This is a genomic window from Caballeronia sp. LZ032 (assembly GCF_031451315.1).
Taxonomy (GTDB): domain Bacteria; phylum Pseudomonadota; class Gammaproteobacteria; order Burkholderiales; family Burkholderiaceae; genus Caballeronia.
In genome coordinates this window covers 229,620-246,070 of record NZ_JARUXP010000001.1, presented here as the reverse complement: position 1 = coordinate 246,070, position 16,451 = coordinate 229,620, and the positions used below count along the sequence as shown (strand labels likewise).

At 64.4% G+C, this 16,451-nt stretch carries 18 protein-coding genes; 8 read left to right on the top strand and 10 right to left on the bottom strand.

Features of this window, described 5'->3' with window-relative positions; genetic code table 11:
• The first annotated feature begins 12 nt into the window (after positions 1-12).
• The 4 genes from QCE69_RS01190 (at position 13) to hisC (ending at position 3,550) form a co-directional block, all read left to right on the top strand.
• Positions 13-966 (top strand): ribose-phosphate pyrophosphokinase, encoded by a 954-nt coding sequence (locus QCE69_RS01190; protein ID WP_309807122.1) that lies wholly within the window; start codon positions 13-15, stop codon positions 964-966.
• 155 nt (positions 967-1,121) lie between these two features.
• The gene (locus QCE69_RS01185) at positions 1,122-1,742 is read left to right on the top strand and encodes a 50S ribosomal protein L25/general stress protein Ctc (RefSeq protein WP_309811349.1); all 621 of its coding nucleotides are present in this window, start codon (positions 1,122-1,124) and stop codon (positions 1,740-1,742) included.
• Between the two features lie 125 nt (positions 1,743-1,867).
• Positions 1,868-2,470 (top strand): aminoacyl-tRNA hydrolase, encoded by a 603-nt coding sequence (pth, locus tag QCE69_RS01180; protein ID WP_309913525.1) that lies wholly within the window; start codon positions 1,868-1,870, stop codon positions 2,468-2,470.
• A 12-nt stretch (positions 2,471-2,482) separates the two neighbouring features.
• Complete coding sequence (hisC, locus tag QCE69_RS01175) at positions 2,483-3,550, top strand: histidinol-phosphate transaminase (RefSeq protein WP_309929017.1); 1,068 nt, start codon at positions 2,483-2,485, stop codon at positions 3,548-3,550.
• Positions 3,551-3,565: 15 nt separating this feature from the next.
• On the opposite strand, the gene QCE69_RS01170 is transcribed toward hisC, so the two are convergent.
• The 3 genes from QCE69_RS01170 to rsmD form a co-directional block, all read right to left on the bottom strand.
• Complete coding sequence (locus QCE69_RS01170; RefSeq protein WP_309807119.1) at positions 3,566-3,823, bottom strand: YfhL family 4Fe-4S dicluster ferredoxin; 258 nt, start codon at positions 3,821-3,823, stop codon at positions 3,566-3,568.
• A 77-nt stretch (positions 3,824-3,900) separates the two neighbouring features.
• Positions 3,901-4,407 (bottom strand): pantetheine-phosphate adenylyltransferase, encoded by a 507-nt coding sequence (gene coaD, locus QCE69_RS01165; protein ID WP_309807118.1) that lies wholly within the window; start codon positions 4,405-4,407, stop codon positions 3,901-3,903.
• 100 nt (positions 4,408-4,507) lie between these two features.
• Complete coding sequence (gene rsmD, locus QCE69_RS01160; protein WP_309929015.1) at positions 4,508-5,134, bottom strand: 16S rRNA (guanine(966)-N(2))-methyltransferase RsmD; 627 nt, start codon at positions 5,132-5,134, stop codon at positions 4,508-4,510.
• Positions 5,135-5,393: 259 nt separating this feature from the next.
• Between rsmD and ftsY the strand changes: the two genes are divergently transcribed.
• A complete protein-coding gene (gene ftsY / locus QCE69_RS01155) occupies positions 5,394-6,644 on the top strand; it encodes a signal recognition particle-docking protein FtsY (protein WP_309929013.1) in 1,251 nt (416 codons plus the stop codon).
• A gap of 61 nt (positions 6,645-6,705) precedes the next feature.
• Here the strand turns inward: ftsY and QCE69_RS01150 are convergent, their stop codons facing one another.
• From QCE69_RS01150 to QCE69_RS01140, 3 genes are read right to left on the bottom strand one after another with little or no spacing between them, the layout of a single operon-like run.
• On the bottom strand, positions 6,706-7,338 hold the full coding sequence (locus QCE69_RS01150) for a LysE/ArgO family amino acid transporter (RefSeq protein ID WP_309929011.1): 633 nt from the start codon (positions 7,336-7,338) through the stop codon (positions 6,706-6,708).
• A complete protein-coding gene (gene maiA, locus QCE69_RS01145; protein WP_309929008.1) occupies positions 7,335-7,979 on the bottom strand; it encodes a maleylacetoacetate isomerase in 645 nt (214 codons plus the stop codon). Before maiA ends, QCE69_RS01150 begins: the two co-directional genes overlap by 4 nt.
• Before the next feature lie 10 nt (positions 7,980-7,989).
• Positions 7,990-8,688 (bottom strand): fumarylacetoacetate hydrolase family protein, encoded by a 699-nt coding sequence (locus QCE69_RS01140; RefSeq protein ID WP_309913513.1) that lies wholly within the window; start codon positions 8,686-8,688, stop codon positions 7,990-7,992.
• Positions 8,689-9,038: 350 nt separating this feature from the next.
• On the opposite strand from QCE69_RS01140, the gene ybiB reads away from it, so the two are divergent.
• Positions 9,039-10,010: a DNA-binding protein YbiB gene (gene ybiB, locus QCE69_RS01135; RefSeq protein WP_309929006.1), complete on the top strand. Its 972-nt coding sequence runs from the start codon at positions 9,039-9,041 to the stop codon at positions 10,008-10,010.
• Between the two features lie 321 nt (positions 10,011-10,331).
• Here ybiB and QCE69_RS01130 read toward each other — a convergent pair whose 3' ends face one another.
• Positions 10,332-10,466 carry a hypothetical protein gene (locus QCE69_RS01130; protein WP_309929004.1) on the bottom strand — a complete coding sequence of 45 codons (135 nt, stop codon included), beginning with the start codon at positions 10,464-10,466 and terminating at the stop codon, positions 10,332-10,334.
• Between QCE69_RS01130 and leuA the strand changes: the two genes are divergently transcribed.
• The gene (gene leuA / locus QCE69_RS01125) at positions 10,465-12,129 is read left to right on the top strand and encodes a 2-isopropylmalate synthase (protein ID WP_309929002.1); all 1,665 of its coding nucleotides are present in this window, start codon (positions 10,465-10,467) and stop codon (positions 12,127-12,129) included. The genes QCE69_RS01130 and leuA overlap by 2 nt on opposite strands.
• A 39-nt stretch (positions 12,130-12,168) precedes the next feature.
• Here leuA and QCE69_RS01120 read toward each other — a convergent pair whose 3' ends face one another.
• Both QCE69_RS01120 and QCE69_RS01115 read right to left on the bottom strand, forming a co-directional pair.
• A complete protein-coding gene (locus QCE69_RS01120; protein WP_309807110.1) occupies positions 12,169-12,552 on the bottom strand; it encodes a nuclear transport factor 2 family protein in 384 nt (127 codons plus the stop codon).
• Between the two features lie 44 nt (positions 12,553-12,596).
• Positions 12,597-13,163, bottom strand: coding sequence for an acyloxyacyl hydrolase (locus QCE69_RS01115; RefSeq protein WP_309913506.1), 567 nt, complete (start codon positions 13,161-13,163; stop codon positions 12,597-12,599).
• A gap of 378 nt (positions 13,164-13,541) precedes the next feature.
• Between QCE69_RS01115 and rpoH the strand changes: the two genes are divergently transcribed.
• Positions 13,542-14,477 (top strand): RNA polymerase sigma factor RpoH, encoded by a 936-nt coding sequence (gene rpoH / locus QCE69_RS01110; RefSeq protein ID WP_309811346.1) that lies wholly within the window; start codon positions 13,542-13,544, stop codon positions 14,475-14,477.
• 138 nt (positions 14,478-14,615) lie between these two features.
• On the opposite strand, the gene nagE is transcribed toward rpoH, so the two are convergent.
• Positions 14,616-16,439 (bottom strand): N-acetylglucosamine-specific PTS transporter subunit IIBC, encoded by a 1,824-nt coding sequence (gene nagE, locus QCE69_RS01105; protein ID WP_309928999.1) that lies wholly within the window; start codon positions 16,437-16,439, stop codon positions 14,616-14,618.
• Positions 16,440-16,451 lie beyond the last annotated feature (12 nt).

The following is a 16,451-nucleotide window of genomic DNA, read 5'->3' as shown; positions in this document are numbered from 1 at the left end:
GACAGGTGCACGATGAGCAGTGACGGCCTGATGGTTTTTACTGGCAACGCCAATCCCGCGCTTGCACAGGAAGTCGTCAAAATCCTTGGAATCCCACTTGGCAAAGCGATGGTCAGCCGTTTCTCCGACGGCGAGATCATGGTCGAGATTCAGGAAAACGTTCGGGGCAAGGACGTGTTCGTGCTGCAGTCCACCTGCGCTCCCACGAACGACAATCTGATGGAACTGATGATCATGGTCGATGCGCTCAAGCGCGCATCCGCCGGCCGGATCACCGCAGCCATCCCCTACTTCGGCTATGCACGCCAGGACCGCCGTCCGCGTTCGGCGCGCGTGGCCATCTCGGCGAAGGTCGTCGCGAACATGCTGGAAATTGCCGGCGTCGATCGCGTGATCACCATGGACCTTCACGCCGACCAGATTCAAGGTTTCTTCGACATCCCCGTCGACAACATCTACGCCACGCCCGTACTGCTCGGCGACCTGCGCAAGCAGAATCATGACCATCTGCTGGTCGTGTCGCCGGACGTCGGCGGTGTGGTGCGCGCGCGTGCGCTCGCGAAGCAGTTGAACACGGATCTGGCGATCATCGACAAACGTCGTCCGAAAGCGAATGTCGCCGAAGTGATGAACATCATCGGTGAAGTCGAAGGCCGTACCTGCGTCATCATGGACGACATGGTCGACACCGCCGGCACGCTGTGCAAGGCCGCGCAAGTGCTGAAGCAGCGCGGCGCCAAGCAGGTGTTCGCCTACGCCACCCACCCGGTCCTGTCGGGCGGCGCGGCGGCGCGCATCACGGCGTCGGAACTGGATGAACTCGTCGTGACGGATACCATTCCGCTCTCGGCCGAATCCCTGGCGTGCGCGAAGATCCGCCCGCTGTCGAGCGCAGGCCTGCTCGCGGAGACGTTCTCCCGCATCCGGCGCGGCGACTCGGTGATCTCGCTGTTCGCCGAAGGTTAAGCAGAATTGGCGAAAAGACGCGAAACCCTCAGGCTTCGCGTCTTTTTGCATGATCGATGCGAACGTACGAAGGTTCGCATCGCTTGTTGTGGGATCACACCTTTTCGATGATCCCGGTTTCCCTGCCTGGTCGCGGGCAGATAGAGGAGTCAAACATGAAAGTCGTCGCTTTCGAGCGTAGCAAGCAAGGTACGGGTGCGAGCCGCCGCCTGCGCAACTCGGGCAAGACCCCGGGTATCGTGTACGGTGGTGCTGCGGACGTTCAACTGGTCGAACTCGATCACAACGCCCTGTGGCATGCCCTGAAGAAAGAAGTGTTCCATTCGTCGATCCTGGAACTGGAAGTGGCCGGCAAGTCGCAACAGGTTCTCCTGCGCGACGTGCAATACCACCCGTTCAAGCAGTACGTGCTGCACGTGGACTTCCAACGCGTTGACGCGAACAAGAAGTTGCACACCAAGGTGCCGCTGCACTTCATGAACCAGGAAACCAACCCGGCCGTGAAGCTGTCGGGCGCGGTGATCAGCCACGTCGTGACGGAACTGGAAGTGGAATGCCTGCCGGCAGACCTGCCTGAGTTCCTGGAAATCGATCTGGCCAAGATCGAAGCCGGCCAGACGATGCACGCCAAGGACATCGCGCTGCCGAAGGGCGTGAGCCTGACGATCGCCGTCGACGCAGAAAACCCGGTGGTGGCTTCGGCGACCATTCCGGCTGCCGTCGTGTCGGAAGAGTCTGGCGAAGCAGCTCAAGGCGAAACGCCGGCTGCCGAATAAGCGTCTTTATCGCTATCCTCTCGATCCGTCCGCAAGGGCGGTCGACGTGACCCGCCGGTGCGCAAGCCCGGCGGGTTTTTTTTGGCTTCTGACCGAGCGGGCCTTCGGGCTTGCGCTGATTCGACATGATCAAGCTGATCGTCGGCCTGGGCAATCCAGGCGCCGAATACACCGCGACGCGGCATAACGCGGGCTTCTGGTTCGTCGACCAACTGGCACGCGACGCCGGCGCCACGCTGCGCGACGAACGCCGCTTCCACGGTTTCTACGGCAAGGGACGCCTGCACGGCCACGAAGTGCATCTGCTGGAACCGCAGACCTTCATGAACCGCTCGGGGCAATCGGTGGTCGCGCTCGCGCAGTTCTTCAAGATCCTGCCCGATGACATCCTCGTCGCGCACGACGAACTCGACCTGCCGCCCGGCACCGTCAAGATGAAGCTCGGCGGCGGCAGCGGCGGCCACAACGGCCTCAAGGACATCTCCGCGCATCTGTCGTCGCAGCAGTACTGGCGCTTGCGGATCGGCATCGGGCATCCGCGCGATCTGATTCCCGAAGGCGCGCGCGCGGGCGCGAAGCCCGATGTCGCGAACTTCGTGCTGAAGCCGCCGCGACGCGAAGAGCAGGACGTGATCGATCAGTCGATCGAGCGCGCGCTCGCCGTGATGCCTTTCGTCGTCGCCGGGGAAACCGAGCGCGCGATGATGAACCTGCACCGTAACCCCTGACTGGAGCCGACCGTGAGCCGTTTCTGGAGCGACATCGTTCATCGACTGACGCCGTATGTGCCGGGCGAACAGCCCGCGCTGGCGCATCCCGTCAAGCTGAATACCAACGAGAATCCCTATCCGCCGTCGCCGCGCGTGCTCGAGGCGATTCGCCGCGAACTCGGCGAGGACGGCGCGTCGTTGCGCAAGTATCCCGATCCGACCGCGCGCGCGCTGCGTGAAACCGTCGCGCGGCATCATGGTCTGCGCGTCGAGCAGGTGTTCGTCGGCAACGGTTCGGACGAAGTGCTGGCGCATGCGTTCCAGGCGCTGTTGAAGCATGAGCGGCCGATCGCCTTCCCCGATATCACCTACAGCTTCTATCCGGTGTATGCGCAGCTGTACGGCGTCGAGTACCGGACGGTTCCGCTGAACGCGGACTTCGCCATCGACGTGGACGATTACCGTGCGCCGAGCGGCGGCGTGCTGCTGCCGAATCCGAACGCCCCGACCGGCCGCGCCTTGCCGCTGTCCGAGATCGAGGTGCTGCTGAAGGCGAATCCGGACGCACCGGTGATCGTCGATGAAGCGTATGTGGATTTCGGCGCGGAATCGGCCGTGAGCCTGATCGACGCCTATCCGAACCTGCTGGTCGTGCAGACGACGTCGAAGGCGCGCTCGCTGGCCGGCATGCGCGTGGGCTTTGCATTCGGCGATGCGGCGTTGATCGAAGCGCTGACGCGCGTGAAGGACAGCTTCAACTCGTATCCGCTCGACCGGCTGGCACAAGTCGCGGCGCAGGCCTCCTACGAGGATCCGTCGTGGTTCGAACAATGTTGCGCGAAGGTCGTGGCGAGCCGTGAAACGCTCGTGGCTCAGCTACAGGAACTGGGTTTCGGCGTGCTGCCGTCGGCTGCGAATTTCGTGTTCGCGAAGCATCCCGCGCACGACGCCGCAACGCTCGCCGCCGCGCTCAAGACTCGCGAGATCTTCGTGCGTCACTTCAGGCTGCCGCGCATCGACCAGCATCTGCGGATCTCGATCGGCACGCCGGCTGAATGCGCTGCGCTCGTCGCGGCCTTGAACGAAGTGATGGGCTGAACGTGGAGGAAGGGCTTATTCGCCCTTCGCCGCCATCAACGCGCGGTATTTGACGAGCAACTGTTCCGGCGTTTCCACATGCGCCGGATCGCGCGGAATGCATTCGACGGGACAGACCTGCTGGCACTGCGGCTCGTCATAGTGGCCGACGCACTCCGTGCATTTGTTCGGGTCGATCACGTAGATCTCGGGACCCATCGAAATGGCGTCGTTCGGGCACTCGGGCTCGCAAACGTCGCAGTTGATGCACTCGTCGGTGATGATCAAAGACATGCTTCACTCTCTTGCGCCGGTTCTCGCACCGGCATGAAACCCGCGCGCCCGGTCATCCGGGTGGCGGGTCCGGCGCTTCAGGGCGCCGCGGAATCCTTCTGAGACAGGATAACCACTTTATCGGTCAGCCGCTTTTCCACCGACGGGAACACGAACTTGCTGACATCGCCGCCCAGCTGCGCAATCTCGCGCACGATCGTCCCCGAGATGAACTGGTACTGATCCGACGGCGTCATGAACATCGTCTCGACATCGGGCAGCAGATAGCGGTTCATGCCGGCCATCTGGAATTCGTATTCGAAGTCCGACACGGCACGCAGGCCGCGCACGATGACGCGCGCGTTGTTCTTGCGCACGAAGTCCTTCAGCAAGCCGGTGAAGCTGCTCACCTGCACGTTGGGATAGTGACCGAGCACGTCGTGCGCGATATCCAGCCTTTCCTGCAGCGAGAAAAACGGCTTCTTCGCCCGGCTGTCCGCCACGCCCACGACGAGCTGATCAAAGATGCTCGATGCGCGCCGGACGATGTCCTCATGCCCGCGAGTCAGCGGGTCGAACGTTCCCGGATACACGGCGACAACCATGGGCTTCTCCTCTTCCAATTGACCTTGGGCCGCGTCTTTGCGACGACCTGTTCTGCTTCACGTCCCGCATCACCGGCTGCGCCAGTCTGGGGAACGCGCATTATTCCTCATTTTGGCGGCGCAGCAAATGATAGCGGACCGCACCCGCCTTGCCGTCACGCACCACCGACCAGCCGGCCAGCGCTTCGATCTGCGACACATCCAGCAAATCGCCGCACTCGACGTAAAGCGCGCCATCGGCATTGACGAGCGGCGCCGCCAGTTCGAGCGCGCGCAAGAGCAGCGCCTGATCGCCGAATGGCGGATCCAGGAAGACGACATCAAAGCTGCCGGGCGCGAGACTCGCGGCCAGGCGCAGCGCATCGGCTTCGGCGATCTCGATGTTGCGTGCGCCGAGCTTCGCCTGGTTCGCGCGCATTTGGGCAGCGGCCTTGGCGTTGCGCTCGACCATCAGCACGCGCGCGGCGCCGCGCGACGCCGCTTCGAAGCCGAGCGCGCCGCTGCCGGCAAACAGATCGAGACAGTGCTGTCCGCTCATGTCCTGGCCGAGCCAGTTGAAGAGCGTCTCGCGCACGCGATCGGGCGTGGGACGCAGGCCGTCGAGATCGAGCACCGGCAGCGGCGTGCGCTTCCAGTCGCCGCCGATGATGCGGATGGTGTGAGGTTTGCCACCGCGCGAGGGCGTATGGCTGGGCAGAACGGAGCGGGTAGCTGGGGAGCGAGGCATGAGGCAACGGGATTCGATTCCGGGCGCGCAGTTTTCGTCTGGATTGCGATTGTTCGCGATTGGTTTTCGTGCGCATCGAGCGCCCACGTTACCACAGCGGCCCGCAGTGCCGCGAACCGTGCGCTTGCGCCCCGGAAAGGGCTCCGCGCGCCTGATAAAATACGCGGCTTCCATTCCTTCGCGCGGGCTTGCCGGCGAGGCGCCCGGCGGGCGCACGCGACAGGCCGACGGATGACGCGCGCATCATCGCCACACACCCATGTTCAGCTTCTTCAAGAAATTCAAAAAGCCGGCTGACGAGCCGCTCGACACGCCCGAGGACTTGTCGCCCGAGGCGTCCGGCGAGGAAGAAGTGTCTGAGGCCGAGCTCGAACGGCAAGCGCTCGCGGCGGAAGAAGCGGCACAGGATGAGCCTGCTGCGGCACCAGCGCCTGTTACTGCGCCCGCGCCTGCGCCTGCACCTACGCCCGCACCTGCACCTGTCCCGTCAGCGCACGCCGAAGACGCAAAACCCTACTGGCAAGGCCGCACGCAGTCGCAATGGTCGCGCGGCCCGGAAACGGATCAGGCGAGCGAGGAAATCGTCCCGCCGCCCGATGCCGACCCCGCCGCGAAGAAGTCCTGGCTCTCGCGCCTGCGTCACGGCCTGTCGAAGACGAGCTCCAACCTGACGGGCATCTTCGTCAGCGCGAAGATCGACGAGGATCTGTACGAAGAACTCGAGACCGCGCTGCTGATGTCAGATGCCGGCATCGACGCCACCGAATTCCTGCTCGAATCCCTGCGCGAGAAAGTGCGCTCGGAACGTCTGACCGAGGCGTCGCAGGTCAAGGCTGCCCTGCGCGAATTGCTGATCGATCTGCTGCGTCCGCTCGAAAAATCGCTGATGCTCGGCCGCGCACAGCCGCTGGTGATGATGATCGCGGGCGTGAACGGCGTCGGCAAGACGACGAGTATCGGCAAGCTGGCGAAGCATCTGCAGCGCTTCAACCAGTCCGTGCTGCTGGCCGCCGGCGACACCTTCCGCGCCGCCGCGCGCGAGCAGCTGATGGTCTGGGGCGAACGCAACAACGTGACCGTGATCGCGCAGGAAAGCGGCGATGCCGCCGCGGTGATCTTCGACGCGGTCGGTGCGGCGCGCGCCCGCAAGATCGACGTCATGATGGCCGACACCGCCGGACGCCTGCCCACGCAATTGCACTTGATGGAAGAGCTGCGCAAGGTGCGCCGCGTGATCGCGAAGGCCATGCCCGATGCGCCGCACGAAGTGCTGCTCGTGATCGATGCCAACACCGGCCAGAACGCGCTCGCGCAAGTGAAGGCGTTCGACGACGCGCTCGGCCTCACCGGCCTGATCGTCACGAAACTGGATGGCACGGCGAAGGGCGGCATCATCGCGGCCATCGCGCGGCAGCGGCCCATTCCGGTTTATTTCATCGGCGTGGGCGAGAAGGTCGAGGATCTGCAGCCGTTCAGCGCGGAGGAATTCGCGGACGCATTGCTGGGTTGAATGCGGGGTCTGCGGAAAGAACAAGGGCGTTCGATGCGAACGCCCTTTTTCATCGGGCGATTCATCGTGCGAGAAGCAGCGACGCCGCGATCCACCACATCACGCAGCCCACGATCACGTCCAGCACGCGCCAAGAGACGTCCTTCTCGAACCATGGCTCCAGCAAGCGCGCGCCATAGCCGAGCGCGGTGAACCAGACAATCGACGAACACATGGCGCCCGCCGCGAACCATGCATTGCCGGGCCAGCCGCGCTGCGCGCCGATGCCGCCCAGCAGCACGACGGTGTCGAGATAAACGTGTGGATTGAGCAGCGACAGCGCGAGCACCGTCGACGCCGCGCCGAGCGCCGTCTGCGTTTCGCCGTCCGCGGCATGCAGATGTCCGGGCCCGCGCCAGGCCGCGAGGAACGCGCGCACGCCGTACAGGAACACGAAGATCGCGCCCGCCCAGCGGATCACGTCGAGCAGCACGGGCGCCCGCGAAATGAGCGCGCCCATGCCGCCGACGCCCAGCGCGATCAGCAGCACATCGATCGCCGCGCAGATCGTCACGACGACGCCGACATGCCTGCGCTTCAGCCCTTGCCGCAGCACGAAGGCATTCTGAGCGCCGATCGCCATGATGAGGCTCGCGCCGAGTCCCGCGCCCGACAGGAATCCCGGCAACGCCCCGGCCGAAACCGCCGCCGTCATTCGGCGTCTGGCTGCTGCGCCGGCGCGGCCCGGGCGAAGGCATCCAGCGTGCCCGCGTGATCCGCGATGCGCTCGATGGTCGGATAACGGCTCACGTCGATCCCGAAACGCCGCGCATTGAACACCTGCGGCACGAGGCAGAGATCGGCAACGGTGGGCGTGTCGCCGAAGGTCAGCGCGCCGACGCGCCGGTCCGCAGCGAGGCGCTGTTCCAACGATGCGAAGCCGGTTTCCACCCAGTGCCTGTACCACGCATCCTTCGATTCCTCGGGCACCTTGACCTGGTGTTTCAGGTACTTGAGCACGCGCAGATTGTCGAGCGGATGGATTTCGCACGCGACCTGCAGCGCCACTGAACGCACGAACGCGCGATCGGCGGGATGCTTCGGCAGCAGCGGCGGCTCCGGATGCGTCTCCTCCAGATATTCGATGATCGCGAGCGATTGCGTGAGCGTGTCGTCGCCATCGACCAGCGCCGGCACGATGCCGTCCGGATTCATCGCGCGATAGTCGGCCTTGAGCTGTTCGCCGCCGTCGCGCAGCAGATGGATGGCGGCGTACTCGTAGTCGAGCCCCTTGAGGTTCAGCGCGATGCGCACGCGATACGCCGCCGAACTGCGGAAATAGCTGTAGAGCTTCATGGCCGCGGGCTCAGACCACACGCACCGAGAATTCACCGATGCCGTCCACGCCGCCCTTCATCAAGTCGCCCTTCACGACCGCGCCGACGCCCTCGGGCGTGCCGGTGAAGATGAGATCGCCGGGGAACAGTTCGAACAGGGTCGACAGGTAGGCCACCGTCTCGCCCACCGACCAGATCAGTTGCGAGATATCCGAGCGCTGCTTTTCCTCGCCGTTGACGGTCAGCCAGATCGCGCTCTTTTCGAGGTGCCCGACCTTCGACACCGGGTGAATGGGGCCGATCGGCGCGGAGTGGTCGAAGCCCTTCGCGGTGTCCCACGGACGGCCGAGCTTCTTGGCTTCGGCCTGCAGGTCGCGGCGCGTCATGTCGAGGCCGAGCGCGTAGCCGTAGACGTAATCGAGCCCGCGTTCGGCGGGAATGTCCTTGCCCTGCTTGCCGATCGCCGCGACCAGTTCCATCTCGAAATGCAGGTTCCTGGTCTGTGACGGATAGGGCAACTCGCCGGTAGCGCCGGGCGCGACATTCAGCACGGCGTCGGCCGGCTTGCTGAAGAAGAACGGCGGCTCGCGATCCGGGTCGTGACCCATTTCACGCGCATGGGCCTCGTAGTTGCGTCCGACGCAGTAGATGCGGCGCACGGGAAACTGCTCGTTCGAACCGTCGACGGGCACGGCCGCGGCCGACGCCGGAGGAAACACATAAGTCATCCCGCTCTCCTGGTGCTGATTCTGGATTGGCAAAGCTTGAACGCGCGGTTCGGCCGCACGCTGCGTGAGAAGAAGGAGTTTAACGTGCCCGCGCAACTCGTGGCGAGGCCGGTGCGCCTTGTGCGGCGCGGCTTTCAGAGCTTTCGGCGCGCTGGCGCGACGCGTGCCGGATCAGGATGGCGGCAAGCCGTCAGACGAATGGCACGTCTGACAGAAGGCTGGCGCAACTTGCGTACGCCCGCCAAATGCGGTACTGAATGTTATTCCTGCACCCTGAAAATGCGCGGCGGCATCGCTCACAAAGACGCATCCGAACACCCACGTGAGCGCCCGGCCCGCGCCCCTCTCCGATGACCGACTCTGCTCTTCCCGTCTTCCCCTGCGCACGCTATATCAAGGAAATCGGCCGTGGACCGAACGGCGCGCGCGCCCTCTCGCACGACGACACCTACGCACTCTACGAAGCCATGCTCGACGAGCGCGTGCCCGAGCTCGAACTCGGCGCCGTGCTGCTCGCGTATCGCGTGAAAGGCGAAACGTCCGCCGAACTGAATGCCATGCTGGCGGCCGCGCATCGGTCGTTCGAGCCCTTGCACGTCCAGGATGGCCGCGAACACGCGCGGCCGGTTTCCATCCCGAGCTACAACGGCGCGCGCAAGACCCCGAATCTCGTGCCGCTGCTGTCGCACTTGCTGGCGCGCGAGGGCGTGCCCGTGCTGGTGCACGGCGTCAGCGACGATCCTGGCCGCATCACCAGCGCCGAAATCTTTGCTGAACTGGGCATCGCGCATGCCACTTCACACGACGAAATCGAAGACAGTCTCGCCTCGCGCCGCCTGGCGTTCGCGCCCATTAACGTGCTCGCGCCGAAGCTTGCGCGGCTGCTGGCGCTGCGGCGCCGGATGGGCGTGCGCAATTCGACCCATACGCTCGTCAAGATTCTCCAGCCGTTCGCGGAACCGGGGCTGAGACTCGTCAACTACACGCATCCGGAATATCGCGACAGCCTTACCGGCCTGTTCACCGCGCATCCGGAAGCCGCGGCGGGCGGTGCGCTGCTGGCGCGCGGCACGGAAGGCGAGGCGGTCGCGGACACGCGCCGTCAGGTCCAGGTGGACTGGTTCCACGACGGCCGCGTCGAAACGCTGCTCTCCCCGGAGCATTCGCAGGCGCACGCGCCGCATGTGGATCTGCCCGAAGCGCTGGACGCGGCGACCACCGCGCGCTGGACAGAATGCGTGCTGCGCGGCGATATTCCGGTGCCGCCGGCGGTCGCTCGGCAGGTGGAAGTGATCAGCGACGTGGTGCGCCGGACCGCCTGAGCGGCCAGGCTTCATCGGGATCGCCATTTGACACGGTATTCAACGGTGGTTTAAAGTCGAGCGCATGAGCTTCACCCCGAACACCTCCCTCCGAATTATTTCGGGCCGCCTAGCGCGGCCCCTATCGCTACGTCTAGCGTAAGTCGCCAGACGTAGCGCCGTGCGTCGCAAGGCGCCCGGTCCTCCGCCCGTTTTTCGCCGTTCCCGCAGTTCCTTTCTCACCACCTGTAGTCGTCAGTGTTTCGTTCGCGCATCCCGCGAAACGGAAACGCGAGGGTCACATGCACGCTGCTTCGCGCACGTTCACGTTGGTCGCAGGCGTCACCATCGCTGGTGATCCACGCGAACGCGCGCGCCGCCCGGTTTCTCGTGCATCCCGCCGTGCCCGGCCAGCCGCCGGTGCCGGCCGCTCTCGCAGGCGCTACGCAAACCGTCCGAAAAGAGGTCGACGATCATGATGCCGAGCCCCGCCGAGAAATACCGCCCGTTCCCGCAAGTCCGCCTCAATGGCCGCCGCTGGCCCAATCGCACGATCGAACGCGCGCCCATCTGGATGAGCACCGACCTGCGCGACGGCAACCAGTCGCTGATCGAGCCGATGAGCATCGCCGCCAAGCTCGAATTCTTCGAGATGCTGGTGAAGATCGGGTTCAAGGAAATCGAAGTGGGGTTCCCTTCGGCATCGCAGACGGATTTCGATTTCGTCCGCAAGCTGATCGACGAAAAACGCATTCCGGACGACGTCACCATCGAAGTGCTCGTGCAGTCGCGGCGTGAACTCATCGAACGGACGTTCGAGGCGGTCGAAGGCGCGAGCAAGGTGATCGTGCATCTCTATAACGCGATCGCGCCGTCGTTCCGCAAGATCGTGTTCAACCAGTCGAAGGACGAGGTGAAGGCGCTGGCGGTCGAAGGCACGCGCATGATCAAGGAATGCGCGGCCACCCGGCCGGGCACGCACTGGACCTATCAGTACTCGCCCGAAACCTTCAGCATGACCGAGCTGCCGTTCGCGCGCGAGGTGTGCGACGCCGTCGCGCAGATGTGGCGGCCGACGCCCGATCACAAGATGATCGTGAACCTGCCTGCCACGGTCGAAGCCGCCTCGCCCAACGTCTTCGCCGACCAGATCGAATGGATGGACCGCAACATGGGCTTCCGCGACAGCATCGTGTTGTCGGTGCATCCGCACAACGATCGCGGCACGGCGGTCGCCGCCGCGGAACTTGCGGTGCTGGCGGGTGCGGACCGCGTCGAAGGCTGCCTGTTCGGCAACGGCGAGCGAACCGGCAACGTCGATCTCGTGACGCTCGCGCTCAATCTCTACACGCAAGGAATCGATCCGGGCCTCGACTTCTCGGACATCGACGCCGTGCGCCGGCTGGTCGAACGCTGCAACCAGATTCCGGTGCATCCGCGTCATCCGTATGCCGGCGACCTCGTGTTCACCGCGTTTTCGGGTTCGCATCAGGACGCCATCCGCAAGGGCTTCGCGCAGCGCGAGCCGGGCACCGTCTGGGAAATTCCCTATCTGCCGATCGATCCCGCCGATCTCGGCCGCAGCTACGACGCCGTGATTCGCGTCAACAGCCAGTCCGGCAAGGGCGGCGCGACCTATCTGCTCGAACGCGGCCTCGGTTTTACGCCGCCGCGCCGCGTGCAGATCGAATTCAGCCACGCCGTGCAGCAGGTCACCGATGCCTCGGGCGCGGAAATCGGCGGCGAGGCGATCTGCGAACTCTTCAAGCGCGAGTATTTCGACGCGGGCGGGCCGGTGTCGCGCGTGGACGCAGCGACGTTGTCGGTGTTCGGCAAGCGCGTCACGGTGCCGGGCGCGGCGAGCGCCTCGAATGCGGCGAGCGGCGATGCATGGGCGCGGACGGTCGCGTCGGTGCTGGGCATCGAGGCCAGCGTCAACTGGCTTGAAACGGCCGTGACGGCGGGCGGCGATACGGCGGCGTTCGTCGGCTGCCGGGTCGGCGACGGGCAGACGCGCTTCGGCGTCGCGGTGCATGCGAATCCGGCGCTGGCGGTCGCCGATGCGGTCGTGAGCGCGGTGAACCGCTCGAAGCGCGTCGGACAGGTGGAACGGCAGGACGAGACGGTGGAGACGGCGTAACGCCGGGTTGAGGGGGCGGCGCGCGCAGCTATTCGAGTGCTATTCGAGTGCAACGCGCGTTGCCTGCAGCGCCAGCAGCTGCCACTGCCCTTCGCTCTGGACGTGGACCGCGGTGTAGGCGATGGGAAACAGCAGCGCGCCGTTCTTCGATTCCATTTCGATCAGCGCCCGCCCCGACACCAGGCAGGTGTCGCGGCCTGCTGCGAAGACGTCCTGCGACTGGATCTCGATCTGCCGATACCGCCGCCGGCCCGCGGTGATCGCGTCGATGAACTGGCGCTTGGTTTCGCGCTTGCCGTTGGTGTGGACATAGCAGACGTTCTCGGCCAGCAGCGCGTCGAGCGCCGGGCCGTCGCCTTCGACCATGGCCCGAAAGCGGTCGCGCTCGAGGCCGCGGATGGCCTCAATGGTTTTCGCCGGCATCTGTCGGTCCTCTTGAGTCGAGGAACCGCTGCGCCGGCGCCTCGTCAGAAGTTGTATTGCAGATAGAGCTGGCTGAAATTTATACCAGGATTCGGCTCTTTGATACTGGCGTTCGAGAGATGCTGGAAGCGGAAGCCCGCCTGATAGTTCTGCTTCTCGCCGAAGATCATGCCGACGCCGACCATGTCGGCGAACTGGAACGCGGTGGACACCGTGAAGTCCTGCGTGATCCGCGTGTGCGACAGCAGCCGCACGCCCACGCCCGCCTCGATGAACGGCCGGAAATAGCCCGAGCTCTTCACGAAACGCAGCACCGGCGTCAGACCGAATTCCCAGATGTTCGGGTGCACGGCATTGTCTTCAGTGGTATGCCAGTACGACACGTGGCCCTCCCCGACGACCGTAAAATGGAAGCCGCCGATTTCCCACCAGGTGAGGCCGGGATCCCAGACCAGGCCGAGATCGGCTTTTTTGATGTCGCGATCCGCGACGCCGCCGGCAAACTGCACGCCGAACCGGTCAGCATGCGCGGCAGCCGAGGCCAGGCCGAATGCGGCGCAGACTGCCAGACGGGACAGCGGACTCAGCCAGGAACTCTTTTTTTTATGCATGGGCACCCCATATGCTCCGATGACAGGCGGGTTCACGAGACGACAGTCGTCTGGCGGATTCTAGAGACCTTTTAAAACAATTGCAGGATTTGCTGCTGCCTTACACTTTTCGTTGAATTATCTTTCGTCTGCCAGGTTCAAACTGGAAATACATTCGACACTGCCGCCCATATCGGTAAGTCTGACCTTGTACGCCGCAACAGTCTGTCCTATTAAACCCGCAACTCTGATAGCATTTGTGGGAACTCCCGCATATCCCTCCCCTCTAACACTTAGCACTCGTTGAACCGGAGTGCTAATATCGTGCTTGACTTGCCGCGGCCGGAATCAACAGAAGGCCAAGGCAAACAGCAATTGTTGATTAAGGAGCTTATGAGCGTGTCCAATGCGATGACCCTTCCGAATGTACTGAGCTCGGCACCTGCCAAGGCATCTTCGGCAGGCGCGCTGACGTACGCACAGTCGTCGATGTTGACCGGCCAGATCGGCAACATCGATTCCTACATACAAGCAGTGAACCGTATTCCGATGCTGTCGCAAGCAGAGGAACGTCAGTACGCCACTGAATTCCGCGAACAGGGCAACTTGAACGCCGCGCGCCAGCTGGTGCTTTCGCACTTGCGGCTGGTCGTGTCGATCGCCCGCAACTATCTTGGCTACGGCCTGCCGCACGCGGACCTGATCCAGGAAGGCAACATCGGTCTGATGAAAGCCGTGAAGCGTTTCGACCCGGAGCAAAACGTGCGCCTGGTGTCGTACGCCATGCACTGGATCAAGGCCGAGATCCACGAATACATTCTGCGCAACTGGCGCATGGTCAAGGTCGCAACCACGAAGGCCCAGCGCAAGCTGTTCTTCAATCTTCGCAGCCACAAGACCAGCCATGCGGCATTCACGCCGGACGAGATCGAAGGCCTCGCGAGCGAACTGAACGTGAAGCGCGAGGAAGTCGCGGAGATGGAAACGCGTCTGTCGGGCGGCGACATTGCGCTCGAAGGCCAGGTGGAAGACGGCGAGGAAGCGTTCGCGCCCATCGCCTATCTGGCTGACTCGCACAACGAGCCGACCAATGTGATCGCCGCGCGCCAGTTCGACAAGCTGCAAAGCGACGGCCTGGCCGACGCGCTGGAGTCGCTCGACGAGCGCAGCCGCCGCATCATCGAGGCGCGCTGGCTCGACGTGCAGGACGACGGCTCGGGCGGCAAGACGCTGCACGAACTGGCCGATGAATTCGGCGTCTCGGCGGAGCGCATTCGCCAGATCGAGGCCAGCGCCATGAAGAAGATGCGTTCCGCGCTGCACGACTACGCGTAACGCCTGACTATGCCTTAAGCAGAAACTGCAAGGCCGGCCGTCGCAAGACGGCCGGCCTTTTCTTTTTTCTTGCTCCGAATGCAGCATGAGTAACGGCGCCCGCAGGCGCCGTTACGTTACGACAGCTCCATCACCGCATCACGCCGGCAGGGGCGCCGCGCCGCCGCCATTGTTCGACAGACGCGTCGACATCTGCGCGGCATAACGCTGCGCCGCCGCGCCCACGACAATGTGGAACGTATCCGCCGACACCCACGCCACATCCAGCGCCGACAGCCGCTGCCGATCCACCGACGAAGGATCGCGCACGACCACACGCAGGCGCGTCGCCGCGACGGCATCGAGCGAGGCCACATTGGTCGCGCCGCCGAACACCGCGAGCCAGCGCAGCGGATCGGGATCGAGCGGGCCGGCGGTTTGATCGCCGGAAGTCGCGGTAGCCGTAGCCGTGGCCGATGCCACAACAGCCGCCGCCGGTTGCGCCGGCGCCGACGATGCCGGCGTCGCGCCGCGCTCCGACGAATGCTCCAGTTCACCGCGGATTTCATCGGCGATGAGATCCGCTTCCGGCCCGATGATGACCTGCACGTTGGTCGCGCCGCGCTTGAGCACGCCACGCGCGCCAATCGTCTTCAACTGCGCTTCCGAGACCTTCTCCGAGTTCACGACCGAGAGACGCAGGCGCGTCGTGCAGGCATCGACGAGCGTCAGGTTCGACGCACCGCCCAGCGCGGCAATGTACTTCGCGGCACGCGAGCTCGCGGCCGACGCGGCCACCGTGCCCGGCAGCGGCGGAATCAGGCCGCCTTCCACCGTTTGCGTGGCATCGGTTTCAGCGTCGGTCGTGGCCGGCTCACGGCCCGGCGTCGCCATGTTGAAGCGGCGGATGAAGAAGCGGAACAGCCCGTAGTAGATGACGAAATAGATCACGCCGATCACGAGCGCCAGCCAGCCGCGCTGCGACAGCCCGTAGTTCAGCACGTAGTCGATCGCGCCCGCCGAGAACGTGAAGCCCAGATGGATGCCGAGCGCGGAGCAGATCGCAAGCGACAGCCCCGTCAGCACGGCGTGGATGCCGTACAGCACCGGCGCCAGAAACATGAAGCTGTATTCAATCGGCTCGGTCACGCCGGTCAGGAACGCGGTCAGGGCCATCGAGAACAACAGGCCGCCCACCACCGCGCGGCGCTCCTTCGGCGCTTCGTGGAACATCGCGAGGCACGCGGCCGGCAGGCCGAACATCATGATCGGGAAGAAGCCGGTCATGAAGCCGCCCGCGGTCTTGTCGCCGGCGAAGAAACGATGCAGGTCGCCATGCACGATCGCCCCGCCGTCGGGCGGGGTGAACGAACCGAACACGAACCAGGCCAGCGAATTGATGATGTGATGCAGGCCCGTGACGAGCAGGATCCGGTTCAGCACGCCGAACACGAAGGTGCCGAGCGCGCCGGCCGTCGTGAGCCAGTTGCCCGCGCTGTCGATGGCCGCCTGCACCGGCTGCCAGACATAGCCGAACACGATGCCGAGTATCAGGCAGGCGACGCCCGTGACAATCGGCACGAAGCGCTTGCCGCCGAAGAACGCCAGGTACTCGGGGAGCTTGATGTCCTTGTACTTGTTATACAGATAGCCGGCCACCATCCCGGCGATGATCCCCGACAGCACGCCCATGTTGAGCTTGTCGTTGATGTCCTTCATCACGGCGATCTCGATCAGATAGCCGATCGCACCGGCCAGGCCCGCCGTGCCGTTGTTGTCCTTCGCGAAACCCACCGCCACGCCGATGGCGAACAGCAGCGGCAGATTCGTGAAGATGGCGTCACCGGCGTCGGCGATCATCTTGATGTTGAAGACATCGGGCTGGCCGAGCCGCAGAAGCAGGCCGGCCACCGGTAGCACGGCGATCGGCAGCATCAGCGCGCGACCTAGTCGCTGCATTTTCGCAAACGGGTTGGCGTCCATCGGGTTCTCCAA